Raw genomic sequence first — 15,531 nt, 5'->3', positions numbered from 1 at the left:
AACATTGATCATTTTTTCCTGCCTTCCCGCCTTCATGTTCAATTTTGAGCACTGCCTCAACGCATTGGCGGCACTTCAGGCCAGCCGGCCGGAGGCGACGTGACCATCGCGGGCGGCTGGGGGACGGTTCCCGGGGGCGTGACGGGCAAGCCCTCGATGGATGCAGGCGTGACCATCGCGGGCGGCTGGGGGACGGTCCCCGGGGGCGTGACGGGCAAGCCCTCGACGGAGCCAGGCGTGACCATCGCAGGTGGCTGGGGGACGGTTCCCGGGGGCGTGACGGGCAGGCCCTCGACGGAGCCAGGCGTGACCATCGCAGGCGCCTGGGGCATGGCGCCAGCCGGCGTCACCGCCGGCGATCCCCCCTCCGCCGCCCCCGGCGTCACCGTGGCCGGAGGAGCCACCACCATGGCTGGCTTGGGAGGCCAGGGATCGCGGGGACCGGTGGGATCGAATGTCCGGAAGAGCCACGACCCGTCATTGGCCTCCTCCGGAGCGATGTCGCGGCGGGGCGCCTGCACCTCGGTGTTCAGCAGCTTCGCGAGGTCCGCGGCCATGCCGTCGTCGGCTGCTCCGGTCTTGCAGGAGATGAGCCGGATCTTCTGCCCCTTGTAGTCGGGCAGCCCCTTGATCACCTCGGCCAATTTTCGGGGCCACAAGACGATCTTGTCGCCTACGCCTTCCACAGGGACCGGACTCGACGCGACATAGTGGACCGATCCGTGGACGATGACATCGTAATAACCCGGCTCGGGAACTCTGAGTAATATGACCCTTGCGAGAACATCATCCCACGCGGGGTTGCCGAGCACGCACTGGAGCCCCTGCGCGTCGACGTGGACGACGGGGCTTCCATTGAAGGCGGCGGGGTTCGCGCCGCCAGGCAGGCCGAGAGGGTCCGGGCTGAGCCAGCGCGCCGTCGCGGGATCGAAGTAGCGATGCAAGGTATGAGAGAAGCCCGTCTCTTCATCATGGTAATGGCCGAGGAGCCGAAAGGGCGTCTCCGGCGGGCGCGCTCGCTCGGAAGGCGTGGCGCGGTCGACCACCGCGCCCCAGGCCGAGCACACGCCCGCCCACGAGATCTCGCCCCGCTCATCGACGAGCTCCCGCGGCGCGCCCAGGTGATCGTTGATGTACGCGAACACCTCGCCCTGCTCCTGATGCAGCAGGGGCGCGAGCGTTCCCGGCATGTGCACGAATACCCGCGTTCCCCGCTGCGAGTCGACCTCGGCGGCCAGCGCGAGCCCGTCCCAGAGATAGCGCACCACGCGCGGCGCGGCGGGCGGATCCATGGGTGAGGCCGGAGGCGGCGGGAGGATCTCCTTGCGCACCCGTCGCCCGTAAGCATCGTAGGTGTAAAGCACCCTCGCCCCGCCCGGGAGCCGGACCTCGCGGAGCCGATCGCGGCAGTCCCAGAGCAGCTCGGTCACCGCCCCTCCCTGGCGCTGCCGCACCCGCCGCCGGCCCTCGTCGTGCTCGTACTCCACGTCGCCGGCGCGGATCAGGACGTTGCCCGGCCTCATGGCCCAGGGGATCCCCTGCTCGGGATCGCCGCGCACCCCCACCACCGAGCCGGCGGCGTCGTAATCGATGATCTCCCGCTGCCCGCCCCGCCTCGCCTCGACCAGCCGGCCGGAGACGTCATGCTCGTACCGCGTCGTCCCGCGCAGGGAATCGTCGACCGCCTCGAGATAACCGCGCACGTCGTAGCGGAAGGCGCGATCGAGGAGCGTGGTCCGCGGCGCCCCGGGCGCCCCCTCGGGCGCGAGCACCCGCTGCCGCGCGATCCGGTCCATCACGTCGGTCGACGTCAGGATGTCGACCCCGCTCGTGTGGAGATGCCGGCGCACCTCGTTGCCGATCACGTCGCGCACGATGCTGACGACCCGGCCTTCGTGCTCCACCGCGATCAGCGCCCCCGCGCCGTCGTAACGGTACCGCGTCGTCTCTCCGGTGGGCAGCACGCGCACGGCGCGCCGGTTCCGCTCGTCGTACCCGTAACGGATCGTGAGCCCGTCCTGGGTCTCGGCGACGAGCCTGCCCAGCGCGTCGAACTCGGACTCGACCACCGTCTTTCCCGTCGCCTCGTCGACGGTGCCCACGAGCTTCCTGCCGGAGGACTCGAACGACAGCGCGCCGTGCGGCGAGCGCTCGATCCGGAGCGCGCCGTGCGCGTCGGTCTCGAACGCGCGGTACGTGCCGTCCATGTGCTCGATCCGCGCGAGGTGATCGGACCTCGACCAGCGGTAGCGCAGGATGCGCCCGTCGAACGTCCTCTGCTCGATGACGCGCCCGGCGCGATCGTAGCGGTACTCCCAGACCTCGCGCCGGGGATTGCGGATCGCGCGGACCCGCTCCATCGTGTCGTAGTCGGCTTCCCAGACCTGCCCGTCGGGGCCGACCGTCCTCCGCAGGGAGTGCGTCCCGCCGTGCTCGCCGGTGAAGACCGCGCCGGCAGGATCGGTCTCGCGGATCAACCGCCCCAGCGAGTCGTACTCCCGGCGCACCGTCGAGCCGTCGGGCCGCTGGATGGTCGTCACGCGCCCCTCGGCGTCGTGGGTGAAGCGCGCCGTCCGCCCGAGCGCGTCGGTGATCGACGTGAGGCTCCCGAGCGCGTCGTACGTGTACCGCGTCCGATCCCCGGTCGCGCCGGACTCGACCACGATGTTGTCCTGCTCGTCGTACTCGAAGGAGACGTGCAGCCCGTCGGGATCCCGGAGCGCCGAAATCCGCCCGCGGCTGTCGTAATCGAGCGAGAGGGTGAGCCCCGAGGGATACTTGACCTCGATGAGCGCTCCCCGGTCGTCGTAGGCAAATTCGGTGGCGCGGCCGTCCGGCAGGACGCGCTTCACCATGCGGTCGTCGCGGAACTCGCGCCGGGTGATCCGGCCCCCGGCGTCGGTGTGGGCGATCAGGTTGCCGCGCGCGGCGTACTCGTACTGATGGCGCTCACCCGCGGCGTTCTCCTCGGCCACGATCAGGAGGTCGTCGTCATATTCGGTCTTCTGGACCACGGCGCCATCGCTGGTCCGCTGCAAGGTCACCGCCCCCCGCGCGTCCCACTCGAACACCCGAGGCGCGGGGTTGCCGGTCACCGTCGTCTCGCCTTTGCTCGTGTCATAGGCGAGATCGGCGGCGTGGATGCCGCCGTCGCCGTGGCCGCGGACGCACCGGCCCGACGCGTCGTACTCGTAATGAAAGCCGAGCCCGGTCGGGAGCGTCTTGGCGATCAGCCGGTGGTGGCCGTCGTAGTCGTAGCGGGTGGCGTGCCCCAGCGCGTCCGTGTAGCGCGCGAGGTCGCCGTGCTCCGAGTAGGCGTAGCTCACGGTCCGCCGCGGCGCCCCGGCGGCCCAGACCTCGAGCCGGACGACCCTGCCCTCGCCGTCGTGCGAGAGGCGGAGCTCCCGGCCCGAGGTGCCCACGATCTTCACGAGCCGATCGCCCTCGTAGACCAGCTCGACCAGGTTGCCAGAGGGATCGCGCAGGGCCTGGAGCCTCGCCCTCCCGGAACCCCCGTCGGACCGGAAGACGCGCGTCAGCCGAGCACCGATCTCGAAGACCTCGATCGTCCTTGCCTTTCTCGTGACGGTGAGCCGCTTCCCGCGGTGGAACGACGCGCCCTCCTCGGGCACGGGAGGCAGGCGGACGTCCCGCCCGCTCGCGTCGCGCAGGAGCAGGTGGTCGTCGGCCAGGTCGATCCACTGATGAAAGCTGTGCGTCCACCCGCCCCGGCCGAGCGGGGTCCTCTCCCGGTTCCTGCCGGAAGCGTAGAGCCTCCGCCACACCACCCGGATCCGCCCCTCCAGGACGGCATCCACGTCCTCATCGCACACCTCGCCCGAGGCGACCGAGACCGGGTCGATGACATAGTGGGGCTCGGCGCTGAAATTTGCTGGATTCGCCCCGGAGGCGCTCACGTCGACGCCATGAAACAAGGTACCGGCGCACTGGGCGACCTTCCCGTCGGCCATCGCCGTGTTCATGTACCCGCGGTCCAGCGTGCGACATACCTGCTCCTCGCCAGCCGAGAGTTTGTGCGATGCCGTGAACATGGTCGCCCGACCGCAGGTGGCGAACGTGACCACGTCGCCGCCCGTCGACTTGCTCGGCGTGTTGCCGGGCTCGTCGATCTTCATATGGCTGCAGAGCGTGAGCACCGGATTGTCGGCGATCGTGGTGCAGGACTTCGTCCGCTCGGCGGTCGCCGAGCGCGCCATGTAAACGTAGGGTGTCGGGACGGGGGCGCCCGCGGGCGTGAGCGCAGGGCCATGGCTCACCGCCGGCGTGGGCCCCGGCATCACGTGGCCGCTGCCTGTCGTCGCGATCTCCTTGTTGCTGCTGGTCGTCGCCATGGCTTGCCTCCGGCGTTCAGCGGATCATCCCGAGGACGCGAGCGAGCCGCTCGGGATCGACCCGGTAGCGGACGTTGCCCTCGAAGAAGCACACCCTGCGGATCAGTTGGAGCGTGAGCAAACTCACGGTGATCGCAGGTTCCTCCTCGCGGTCGAGGTTGCGGAGGATGAAATCCTCGTTGACCTCGGCCGGAACAGTCGAGCAGAACGGATCCTCCTGATAGCCGAGGTACCCTTTCAGCGCGACCTCGAGCCGGGCCGCGGGGTCATCCAGCGCGACCAGCCTGCGCACGAGCATGAGCCGTCTGTACTCTTCCCTGCATTCGTCCGTCCGCTTGGCGGCTTCGGCCTCCTCGAAGCTCTTGCCCTCGAGATAGGCCCTGAGCCACTTCTGAAATTCGTCTTTCGCGCGCGTGTCCGCCTCGCGGCACTGTCGAATCGCCTCGTCGACCCGATCGGCCAGCGCATGCCGGTTGATGCCGAGCTCGCGCAGCTTTCTCGCGTCCTCCCAGATGACCTGCCCGAGCCGGTCGTCCGCGCTCAGGAACCCGCTGGCGGAGTACCGCTCCGGCCGCAGCTTGTAGACGAGCGCCTCGACAGGGGCCTCGAAGTAGGACGCGAGCGCAGCCTCGATGTCCTCCGGTGTCATTCCCTCCAGATCGAGCGGGAGGATGTCCGGATGTCCGTGGACAGCGCTCGACGTCCCCTGGCGTTGAACGCGCCTGATGATCCAGTCGCGCATCTCGGGCGTAATATTCAGGTCGGGCGGGAGCTCCCCGGTCGTCGTCGAGGCGATCTCGTTACACAGCCGCCGTCCCAGCATGACCGGGAGCGAAGGATGTTTGTGCGGGTAGTACCGCCAGTGGTAAACGGAGTTGAGCTTGAAGATCGCGTCCGGCCGGATCACCTTGAACGTCTGCGGGATGTGCTCCTCCCGGAGATCGAGCACCCTCTCCACGTCCTCAGGCAACGGCGCCCCGCTCCCCGCCGCTCGCTCCAGCCCCTCAGCGAACAACCAGAGTCGTCGCTCCAGGCGGCCGGGATACCCCCGGAGCCAGCTGGCGAGTACCTCGTCGTACCGCGCGACCAGCTCCTGGTCCTCTGGCGTGCTCGCGCGCGGCGCGGCGTAGGCCAGATACGCGAGGACCGACCAGGCCCATATCTCGTCTGCCACCTGCTTCGGCGCGCTCTCCTCGCTCATCTCCACCCTCCTGCCGGACACCCCCGTGACCCCTGCGCGCAGGCGGCCGTGAGCGCCGCGATCCGGTCCTCCGGATCCGGCGTCCACAGCGAAAGTTCGATCGACCGGCCGAGCCCGGCGCGCGCGGCGATCTCGTCCGCCCGCCGCTGCGCCTCCTCCCGATCGAGGTGGCCGCTCGAGAGCTCCGCCGCGACGGTCTCCAGCCGCCACGGCTCGCCGAGGCGATAACGAAGCGCCGGATCCAGGTGCGTCGCCGCGATGGCGCTCTTCCACGCGAGCGCCCGCTTCCGATCCGGCGCGGGGACCGCGGGGCCGAAGAGCGTCACGAGCGCGCCGGCCGCGGCGTCCGCGAGATCCTCGTCCGCGAGGAAATGCGTCAAGAACGCCCACGACCCCGGGTGGCCGAAGCGGCCGATGGCCGAGAGCGCCTCCGGCGTGATCGGAGCGCGCGAGAGGATGCCCTCCATCCTCCGGAGATCCTCGGCGCGGCCCGCGAGCACGAAGAGCTCGAGCGCCCGGGCGCCGAGGACCGCGACGAGATCGTCGCGAGCGCAGACCTCTTCGTAAGGATCGCGGTGGCCCGCGATCGCGAGCGCCCGCGCCGCGCCCCACGCCACGGCAGGGCTCGGGTCGCGCAGCCGCGCGCGAAGGAGCGGCACCACCGAGGGCGGGACGACCTCGCGCGCCTCGCATCGATCGATGGCGCGGATCGCCGCCAAGGCGACAGGGGCCTCGCCGCGCTGCAGCCAGCGCGCCAGGTCGTCTTGAGAGACCCCGCCGCGGCGGGAACAGACGTCGACGCCGACAGCGCGGGCGACCGGGTGGCGCGAGGCGAGCAGCGAGGATCCGAGCTGCGCGAGATCCGGGTGAGGCGCCACGGCGAGCGCCTCGGCGATCGCGAGGGCGTCCCACAGCGCGTCGCCCGGGAGCCGCTCGATCCCATGCGCCAGCGCCTCGAGCGGCGCCGGGCCCTCGATCGAGCCCAGCACGAAGGCCGGCGCCCAGCTCTTCCAGGGATCAGACCCCTCCAGCGCGCGCATCCACCAGCGCACCACCTCGGCGACGCAGCCTGCGCCCGTGGCGAGGATCGCCTCGGTCTGCACCAGGATCCTCGCCTCGATGGAGGGGCGGTGAACCGCGGGCCGCTGCCAGCGATGGCGGGCCAGCATCGCGATCGTCCCGGCACACGCGTCGACGATCGCCGCGTGGAAGCGCGCCATCGGCAGGGGCTCGCCCCCGGTATCGGCGAGCCGCACCGGAGGCTCGTCCGCCGCGTCGAACCTCGCGAGCGGATCGTCGTCCTGCGAGCCCGGCGCGACGCGCTCCTCGGGCGTCGCGAGCCCCGCGCCGGCCTCCGCGATCGCCGCCGCCTCGGCCGCGAGCTGGGCATCGCCGCCGAGCGCCTCGGGCAGGAGCGCTGCCTCCGGGCGGACTCCGGGCGGAGGCGTGAGCTCGACCCCGGGCAGCGCGTGCGCGAGCGGCCGCTCCCGCGCCGCCTTGAGCACCGGTGTCATGCGCCGGCTCCCGTCGCCATGGCCACCCCGCGGGTTCCATCGGGGGAGATCGCCCAGGCGAGCATCGGCGCGCCGGCCGCGGCGGGCGACTCGGTCGCTCCGTGCCGGAGCGTCGCCAGCCCGTAGGCCAGGTTGAACGCGCCGGCCGCCGCGCCGACCACGCCGACGTCCGCCTCGGGACAGGTCGCTTCGTGCTCGGGCTCGAAGCGCTCGCCGCTCCGCGCGAGGGCGAGGAGCCACTCCGTCTGGCGGAGCGAGCCCACCCGGAGCTGGCCAAAGACGGCGCCCACCCGGCCGATGCGCGGCAGGTCGCGGAGGGCCTGCGTCATCGCGGCGCCGTCGACGATCGCGTCGTCCGCGTCCGTCGAGCTCCCCTGGACGACCGCGGCGCCGTGCACGGTCCCGAGGAGCGGCAGCCGGGCGAGGCGCGCGGCGTCCGGGGTCGTGACGACCAGGGCCGCCGCGCCCTCCGAGGGCCGCGGGACCTCCGCGGCCCACGGGCTCGGCGGGTGGGAGACCCAGTGGCGCAAGCGCTCGATCGAGATCAGCGAGTCCGCGGCCACGATCGCGACCGCGCGCGCCTGACCTCCGGCGAGGAGCTCCTCGGCGGCGCGCAGGCCAGCGAAGCACCCGGCCTCGCCGCGGAGCCGCAGCGGATCGACGACGCCGAGCCGCGCGGCGAGCGTCGCCTCGACCTCGCGGACATCGTCCCTGGACAGCCCTGGCCGCGGGCTCGCCGCGACCAGGACGAGCGCGATCCGATCGAGCCCCGGCGCGCGCGCGGGGCGGAGGAGAGGCTGAGTCGCCTCGTGCATCGCGGCGAGCGCGATGCGCGCGATCCGCGCGGCGGTCCGCTCGCGGGCGCCGATCCACGGGCAGAAGCCGACGCTCAGCCGCTCGCCGCCGGCGAGCAGGAACGGAGACGCCTCGGGCGGCGGCACCCGCGCGCGCAGGTAGAAGACGTGCTCCGAGGACGTGATCCCCGCCGGCGAAACCAGCCCCAGACCGACGACGGCCATCCTCATCGGTGCGACAGGCTCCCCGACTGCGTCACGAGCCCTGCGATCTCGATCGTCGATGCCTTGAGCAGGAGCCCCGCCGGAGACGCCGCCAGCGTGGCGCCAGGCACGCTGAAGGTGACATGCGCGCCCGACATCGACAGCGCGCCGCCGACGCGGATCGAGATCTTCGGCGCCTCGATCGCATAGGAGGCGCCCTCGGCGACGAGCGCGCCCGAGACCTCCAGGCTCGCGACGGCGGCGGCGCCGCGCCCGATCCCGCCGGAGGCCGCGATCCGCGCGCCGCCGCCGATCGACTCGACCGACGCGCCCGCGGCGGTCTGCGTCACGGCGGCCGCCTTGATCGTCCGGCTCCCGCCCGTCGCGTGGGCGCTCGCGCCGAGCGTCTTCCACCCGATCGAGCCCGCGCTCGCGATCGACGACGAGCCCCCGATCCCCACGAGCGCGCTGCCGCTCACCACCACGTTGCGGTGCCCAGGGCCGGGCCCGGCGGGCGCGCTCGCGTCGCTGCTCCCGCCGCCAGCGCCCCCGCCCCCCTGCGCGGCGCCCGGATCCGGCGCGTCCCGATCCCACGGAGGCGGCGCCTTGGCGCCAGCGACGCTGGCCACGATCGCGTCGCCGCCAGGGAGGAGCCCGAGGAGTGCGCCCGCAGCGGCCATCGTCCCGGCCTGCGCCGCGCCCTCCCATCCGCCCCCGTCGCGCTGCATGGCGCCCTCCGCCGCGGCCTTCGCGATGCCCAGCGCCGAGGCCGCGATCATCCCCGCCGTTCCCTTCGAGCCGACCCCGTGCAACGCGGCCGCCGCTGCCAGCTGGAGCGCGCCCTTCACCGGATCGCCCACCTGCTCGAGCAGGGCGCCGCCGACCAGCACCGACTCGCTCCCCACCGCCACGCCGAGATCCCCCGCGGCGGTCACCTCGTGCTGGCCCCCGACCGACCCGGACTGGGAGCCCACCGCGTCGAAATACGCCTGCTCGACCGAGACCGCCTCGTCCGCCGCGACCTCGCGCGACTGGCTCCCCGCGACGCTGTAGCGCTCGTGGTGGACCGTCTGCACGACCATGGCGGCGCGGGCGGTTGTCGTCTTGCCGAACGCCGCCTGGAGGGCGAGGTGCTCCCGCCCCGCCGCGTCATCGAACGAGATGAGGTTGCGGCCTCCGGCGCCGGGCGAGCTGTCGGTCGCGAGGACGGTCATGGTCTTGTTGGCCGGCAGCGGAAACGGGGGCGGGCTCTTGGCATTGTAGGACCGCCCGATCACGTACGGTCGAGCCGGGTCGCCGTCCTCGAAGAGGGCGAAGACCTCCCAGCCGACGCGCGGCAGGATCATCGAGCCCGGCGCGTTTGGCTGCAGCGTGCGGATCGGCAGGCTGCTGGCGGCGTCGCCGGGGCCCTCGAGATCCCAGTGGAAGCGGACGGAGATCCTGCCGAGATCGTCGGGGTGGATCTCGGCCCCCGGGGCGCCCGTGACGATGGCGGACTGGGCGCCGTGGATGCGGGGGCGCGCGGTGCGCTGCGCGAGCCGGAAAGGGACCTCGCGCGGGATCGACTCCACCTCGACGCGGTGCACATCCATCGATGCGCTCCAGCCGTGCTTGACGGCGACGACGAGGTGCTCGCGGCCGGGCGGGGGCGCGCCGACGTGGCCGGCGGAGACATCCACGGAGAACAGGAGCCCCGGAGCGAGCGCGAGCGCCGTCGACTCGAAGGAGCACCGCAGCGCCTCGGCGCGCAGGCTCTCCAGGCGGAGGCGCGCCCGCGCGGGATCGCCCGCCTCGCCAGGGCGCGCGGCGATCGCGTAGACCTCGCTGCGCCGCTCGAGATCCGTGCCGTCGCTGCGCGAGGCCTCGAGCGAGACGGCCGGGCGCTCGGGGTCGTACCCGCGCAGCGTGAGCTTGCCGGGGCGGCGGCGGCGGACGGCGCGGTAGCGCGTCAGGGCCGGTCCGGGGCCCAGCAGCGAGGCCTCGTCGACGAGGGGGAGCGGATCCGGGAGCGCCGGCGGCGCGTCGGGCGAGCGATCCGCGATCTCGATGGTCTCGTCCGCGTCGCCCGCCTGGCAGGGAAAGCGGAAGTACAGGCCTTCTTCCTCGCACATCCGCTGCACGAACGCGGCGTCCGTCTCGTCGTACTGGACCACGTGGTCGCGCGGCGCGTGCTCCTCCGAGAGGGCGAGGACGACGGCGCTCGCGCCGTACCCCCCTTCCCGCAGCACCTTCTGCACGATCGCCGGCACCGAGAGGCGCCGGAAGATCCGGGAGCGGCGGCGGTGCTCCAGTAAGGCGAGCCGCGAGCCGAGCGCGAAGCGGTACTCGCGCGGCGCGTCCCGCCGCGAGGTGGCGACCGCCGTCCACTGCGTGACGACGCCGAGGATCGTGCGCGCGCCGTGTCGCGTGTCGAGGGTCACCGAGCACGGGCCGCCCAGCACGGCCGCGGCGGCGATCGGCGCGGGCGAGGCGACGACGATCTCGAAGCGCGACGGCTCGCCGAGGCGCTCCTCGCCCGAGAAGGCGCGGCACTCCACCGCGGGGACGCCCTCCGCGAGCCGGACGGCTACGCCCATGACGGGCCCCCGGGCGCGCGCTGCCCTCGGGTCACGGCAGCTCCACCCTGGCGGACAGGACGCGGACCAGCGCGCCCATGTCGACCACCATCCGGTCGCCCTCGATCCGCACCACGCCGGCCGCGTCCGCGGCGATCGACGCCGCGCCGACCTCGATCAGGGCCGCGCGATCGAGCCGCAAGCGCAGCTCCTTCGCGGTCACGGACACGACGCCGTCGGCGTCTCGCGCGATGGGCGGCGAGGTCTGCAGCGCGCCCATGATGGCCGGGCCGCGCGGGCCGTCTGCCACGATGATCATCCGGCCGGTTCGCAGGCAGTCGTCCGCGAGCGCCGGGTCGACGCCGTCGCCGAGGACGGCGGCGCAGCGCGCGCCGGAGGTGGTCCGGATCCGGTACGACCCCGAGAGCGCGAGCTCGATGAACGCTCCATGGATCCCGGGCCCGAGCGCCGGCTCCCGGTCGATCGCGCTCGGGCGGGGAAGTGAGGAGCTCTTCTTCTTCGCCATGCCGAACCTCATTCGTGCTTCTGCGTCCCGCTCTCGACGCTGCCGACATCGCCCCTGAACTGCCCGGAGATCTCGATCTTCCCCGGGCTCATCCTCACGACCACGCCGCCCGCTTTGAGGGTGAGCGTGCCCGAGCTCTCGATCGAGATGTCCGACCCCTCGATCGCCATGTCGCCCCCGACGGCGTAGGAGCCCGCGGCGCTGAACGTCTCGGTGATCGCGCCGCCCGCGGTCACCTTGCGCGACGGGTACGTCTCCGAGAGGAGGCCCTTGGCCGTGAGCGTGTACTCGGAGCACGCGACGCTCTTCGCGCCGGCGATCTGGAGCGTGGACACGCCGCCGACGTCGACGGAGGCGCTCGACGCCGCCGCGCTCGACCAGCCGCCCCCGTTGACGACGAGGGAGCCGCCCTTCACGACCCGCTGCTGGTGCTCGACCGCCGCCTGCGCCTCGCCGCCGCCCACGATGCGCGTGAACGTGGCGCACGCGGTCGTGTGATCGCCGCCCGTCCGGACGCCGCGCAAGGCGGCGATCGCGACGGACTCGGAGGCGGCGCTGAGGCTGATCTGCGCGCCCGCCTCGACCGTGCGCGACCCGCCGATGCTGTACGTCTGCGCGCCGGTCACGCTCTGCTCGAAGACCTGCCCGACGACGAGCTTGCGAGAGCCGCCGACGGCCCAGGTGTCATCGGCCTTCACGGCGGTGACTTTGTCGTTCTCGGTGCGCTCGTTGTAGTCGCTCGAAGCCTCGAAGATCATCCCCTCGTCGCCGGCCGTGTCGTCGGTGGCGAGGCGGTTCCGGCCGCCGCCGCCCGGCGTCGTCAGCGTCCCGAGCGCGCTCACGACCTTCTCCCTCGGCAGCGCCGCGGGCGGAGGGGCCGCGCGGTTGTAGAGCCGCCCGAGCACGACGGGGGCGTCGCCGCCTTTGCCGGAGAACCCCACGAGGACCTCCCAGCCGACGCGGGGGAGGAAGAGTGCGCCGGAGGTGGCCGGCTGGCTCACGCGCGTCCACGCCGAGCTCGCGCCGTCGTCGGGCCCCCGCCGGTCCCACCTGTGCTTCACGCGGACGCGGCCGTGCTCTTCCGTGTGGATCTCGGCGCCGCGGGGCCCGGCGACGACCGCCGTCTGCACGCCGCCGAGCCGCGGCGCGCGGGAGCGCTCGGGGCGATAAGGGATCTCGGCGGGGATGGCCGTGAACCGGGCGGCATAGGGCCTCTCCTCGGCCTGGCGCTCGCGCCCCTCGTGGATCACCTCGACGAGCAGCCAGCGCCCGTCGAGATCCTCCCGCTCGCCGCCCTTCAACGTGAGCACCGCGCCCGCGAAGAGGCCGCGGGCGTTCGTCTCGCCGTGGAGGACCCGCCGCCGGGCGCGCGCCTCTTCCAGCCGCAGCGCCGCGACGCGCTGCCCCGACGCCGGGTCGAGGTAGCCTCCGGGGTAGTCGTACACCCGCCGCGCGCCCGCGCCCGCCGACACGCCCTGATCGAGCATCGGCTTCTCGAAGTCGTAATCGCGCAACGCGACCTCCTCGATCGCGACCCGCTCGACCAGCCGCGCGCGGTAGACCGACTCGCCCGCTTCCATCCCCGCCGCTTCCCGGACGGGCAGCGGATCGCCCTCGATCTCGGGGTGCGCGGCGACGCGATCGGTGAGGATGCAGGTGTTCCCCGCCGGATCCAGGAACCACGTGATCCCCTCCTCGGCGAGGAGGCGCGTCATGAACTCGAGATCTCCCTCGAACTGCTGGACGCGCTGGGCGCGCTTCTGCGGCGCGCGGCCGACGCGGACGTCGAGCGCGACTCCATGCTCCTCGAGCAGGATCCGGGCGATCGCGATCGCGTCGAGATCGACGAAGACGCGGTGATCCATGGCGTCCATGCACGCCGCCGCGCGCGGCACGAGCGTGAGCACCCACTGGCCAGGCTGGATCTTCACCGCGTCGACCACCGCGTCGATCGCGCGCTCGCGCCCGGAAGGCCCCTGCCACGTGAGGCGGGCAGAGGCGGTGACGAGCGGGAGCGGGTCGGTCTCGCTCGATGAGTCCGAGAGAGCGCAGGTGATCTCGAACGAGAACGGGGCATCGAGGCGCTCCCGCCCGACGAGCCGCGTGACCCGGACCGCCTCCGTGAGGCCCTCGACCGACACCTGGAAGAGCTGCGCGAGCGCCATCTCCGCGGCTCCCTTCACGCGATCTTCGTCCCGTCGAGGTGCTTGACCAGGCACCCGTCCACCTTCGTCGTGCCGCGCGTCGCGCGCAGCGCTCCGTCGCGGATCTCGAGCGCCCCCGCGCTCAGCGAGGCCGCCTCGATGGTGATGTCCGCCCCGCTGACGGCGAACTCGCCGCCGGCGCGCAGCGTCGCGCTGCCCGCCGCGATCCTCCCGACCGCGGCGGAGAGCGCGGCCGCGCCGCCGGCCGACTCCACCGCGGCGCCGCCCGCCTGGATCCGCTTGGCCCCGTGCGCGGTGTCCGCGAACCTGCCGCCTGCGACGACGGTATAGGCGCCGCCCACGGACTCGACGCGCGCGCCGGCGACGCTCTCCGTCACGCCGAGCGTCGCCGCGAGCGTCGATGATCCGCCGGTCGTCTGGACGAAGGCGCCGTCGACCTGCATGTTCGCCTGGTTGCACTGGAGCGCGTACGCGGCCCCGACGACCTCCGTGTATTCCCCGCTCGCCGCGACGGTGCGATTCCCGCCCGCGCTCAGGAGCTCGGCCCCGCCCACGGAGAGCGACACAGCGCCGCTCGCGGACGTGGCGAAGGTCGTCCCCACGTTCACCGACTGCGAGCCTCCGACCGCGTGCGCCTGCGCGCCGAGGACGACGTGGGCGAGCGAGAGGCCGACGTCCTGCGTGAGATCCGCGCCGACCTCGGTCCTCGCAGCGCCGCCCACCGACACGCTCTGATCCCTCGCGGCGTGGAGGAACAGCTCCTCCCGGCCAGCGTCGTCGCTCATCCGGATCTCGTTCGTGCCGCCGCCTCCGGGCGACGTCGTGGACTGGAGGGTCGTGGTCGCCGCGCGCGCGGGCAGCGCATACGGCACCACGGCTGTCGCATTGTAATGACGGCCGAGGACGAAGGGCACGTCCGGATTGCCATCCAGGTAGGCGACCGGCACCTCCCATCCGACGCGCGGCAGGAGCATGGCGCCTCCGAGCGGCCATTGCAGGCACCGCACCCAGGCCGACGACCGATCGTCCGTGATCCCCGAAGGATCCCAGAGGAACCGGAGCTTGACGCGGCCGAGCTCGTCGACGTGGATCTCCTCGCCGGGCGGCCCGGTGATCACCGCGCTCTCGATGCCCTCGACCCTCGGCGCCCGGGCGGGAATGGCCGGCCGGAAGGGCATCTCGCCGGTGGGGACGAGGAGCAGCCGGTTGCGGTAAGGCGCCGCCGCCGCGTCGCGCGGGGCGGGCCGCCGATAGGCGTGCTCCACCCGGACGACGAGGTACTCGCGGTTCATCTCGTCATCCACGCACCCCTCGACGCGGACCCGGCGCCCCGGCCGCATGCGCGTGCAGTCGCTCGCCGCGAGCGCGCGCACGGAGGAGCGCCGGAGCTGCTCGAGGCGCACCTCCGCCCGGCGCTGCGCCGCGGCGCTGGTGGGCACGAAGGCGGGATACTCGAAATACGAGAGCGCGCCCTCGCCGGCGGCGCCTTCGATGTAGACGTCGGGGTTCTGAACGTCGAAGTCGCGGACCAGCACCGAAGATGGGGTGATCTCCGCGGTGAGCGTGAGCTCGTCGATCGAGCGCCGCCGGATCATGCCGCTCGCGTCCTGGTAGGGGACGGTCGCCGGCGCTGCGATCCCGTCGTGCGCCTCCGGCGTGTCCCCGAGGACGAGGACCTCGCGGTCGTCAGCCGTGTCGAACCAGTACGAGATCCCCTCGTCCGCGAGGAGCCGCTCGACGAACGACCACGCTCGCTCGCCGTACTGCGCGCACTGCCGCCTCCGCGCGTAATCGCCCGCGAGCCGCAGGTCGAGCCGCTCGGCGGGGACGCCCGCGTCGCGCAGCACATCGGCGACAATCTCGTGAGCGGTCTTGTCGAGGAAGACGCGGTATCCGCCCTGGAGCGTGAGCTGCCAGAGTGCCGGCGCGAGCACGAGCGTGTACCGATGAAAGGCTTGCTCGCGCCCCTCATCGCCGATCTCGGAGAGGAGCAGCTCGATGCGGCGCGTCGCCCCCTCGAGATCGTCCCGGAGCGAGAGCCGCGCCCGAGATCCGGCCGCGGCTCCGACATCGAGCGCCTCTGCCGTGAGGATCTCGACCTCCCAGCGAGGGAGCTCGTTCATCGCCTCCGTGCCGGTGACGCGGAGGACATGGCACGATTGAACGACCTTGTTCGCGATCTCGAGCTCGATCTCGAACACGTCCCTACTCTCGGCCGTT

8 protein-coding genes are annotated in these 15,531 nt (G+C 72.8%); all 8 read right to left on the bottom strand.

The window, feature by feature from the left end; genetic code table 11:
- Positions 1-56: 56 nt before the first annotated feature.
- From WME83_RS46205 to WME83_RS46170, 8 genes are read right to left on the bottom strand one after another with little or no spacing between them, the layout of a single operon-like run.
- On the bottom strand, positions 57-4,352 hold the full coding sequence (locus WME83_RS46205) for a DUF6531 domain-containing protein (RefSeq protein WP_437316082.1): 4,296 nt from the start codon (positions 4,350-4,352) through the stop codon (positions 57-59).
- 16 nt (positions 4,353-4,368) lie between these two features.
- Positions 4,369-5,553 carry a hypothetical protein gene (locus tag WME83_RS46200; RefSeq protein WP_437316081.1) on the bottom strand — a complete coding sequence of 395 codons (1,185 nt, stop codon included), beginning with the start codon at positions 5,551-5,553 and terminating at the stop codon, positions 4,369-4,371.
- Positions 5,550-7,067 carry a hypothetical protein gene (locus tag WME83_RS46195; RefSeq protein WP_437316080.1) on the bottom strand — a complete coding sequence of 506 codons (1,518 nt, stop codon included), beginning with the start codon at positions 7,065-7,067 and terminating at the stop codon, positions 5,550-5,552. The genes WME83_RS46200 and WME83_RS46195 overlap by 4 nt, the downstream gene beginning before the upstream one ends.
- Positions 7,064-8,092, bottom strand: coding sequence for a hypothetical protein (locus tag WME83_RS46190; RefSeq protein ID WP_437316079.1), 1,029 nt, complete (start codon positions 8,090-8,092; stop codon positions 7,064-7,066). Before WME83_RS46190 ends, WME83_RS46195 begins: the two co-directional genes overlap by 4 nt.
- Positions 8,089-10,641: a type VI secretion system Vgr family protein gene (locus WME83_RS46185; RefSeq protein WP_437316078.1), complete on the bottom strand. Its 2,553-nt coding sequence runs from the start codon at positions 10,639-10,641 to the stop codon at positions 8,089-8,091. The genes WME83_RS46190 and WME83_RS46185 overlap by 4 nt, the downstream gene beginning before the upstream one ends.
- A 31-nt stretch (positions 10,642-10,672) precedes the next feature.
- Entirely contained in the window at positions 10,673-11,146 is a 474-nt protein-coding gene (locus WME83_RS46180; RefSeq protein ID WP_437316077.1) for a hypothetical protein, read from the bottom strand.
- An 8-nt stretch (positions 11,147-11,154) separates the two neighbouring features.
- Positions 11,155-13,329 (bottom strand): type VI secretion system Vgr family protein, encoded by a 2,175-nt coding sequence (locus tag WME83_RS46175; RefSeq protein WP_437316076.1) that lies wholly within the window; start codon positions 13,327-13,329, stop codon positions 11,155-11,157.
- Positions 13,326-15,512: a type VI secretion system Vgr family protein gene (locus WME83_RS46170; protein ID WP_437316075.1), complete on the bottom strand. Its 2,187-nt coding sequence runs from the start codon at positions 15,510-15,512 to the stop codon at positions 13,326-13,328. Before WME83_RS46170 ends, WME83_RS46175 begins: the two co-directional genes overlap by 4 nt.
- Positions 15,513-15,531 lie beyond the last annotated feature (19 nt).

The sequence above is a fragment of the Sorangium sp. So ce385 genome (assembly GCF_051474135.1).
Taxonomy (GTDB): Bacteria; Myxococcota_A; Polyangia; order Polyangiales; family Polyangiaceae; genus Sorangium; species Sorangium cellulosum_D.
The sequence above is the reverse complement of the archived record's forward strand: the minus strand, read 5'-3'. Positions and strand labels throughout refer to the sequence as shown.

Coding starts and splice junctions, on each gene's coding strand:
- WME83_RS46205 (WP_437316082.1), bottom strand. CDS start 4,352: ATGGCGACGACCAGCAGCAACAAGGAGATCGCGACGACAGGCAGCGGC.
- WME83_RS46200 (WP_437316081.1), bottom strand. CDS start 5,553: ATGAGCGAGGAGAGCGCGCCGAAGCAGGTGGCAGACGAGATATGGGCC.
- WME83_RS46195 (WP_437316080.1), bottom strand. CDS start 7,067: ATGACACCGGTGCTCAAGGCGGCGCGGGAGCGGCCGCTCGCGCACGCG.
- WME83_RS46190 (WP_437316079.1), bottom strand. CDS start 8,092: ATGAGGATGGCCGTCGTCGGTCTGGGGCTGGTTTCGCCGGCGGGGATC.
- WME83_RS46185 (WP_437316078.1), bottom strand. CDS start 10,641: ATGGGCGTAGCCGTCCGGCTCGCGGAGGGCGTCCCCGCGGTGGAGTGC.
- WME83_RS46180 (WP_437316077.1), bottom strand. CDS start 11,146: ATGGCGAAGAAGAAGAGCTCCTCACTTCCCCGCCCGAGCGCGATCGAC.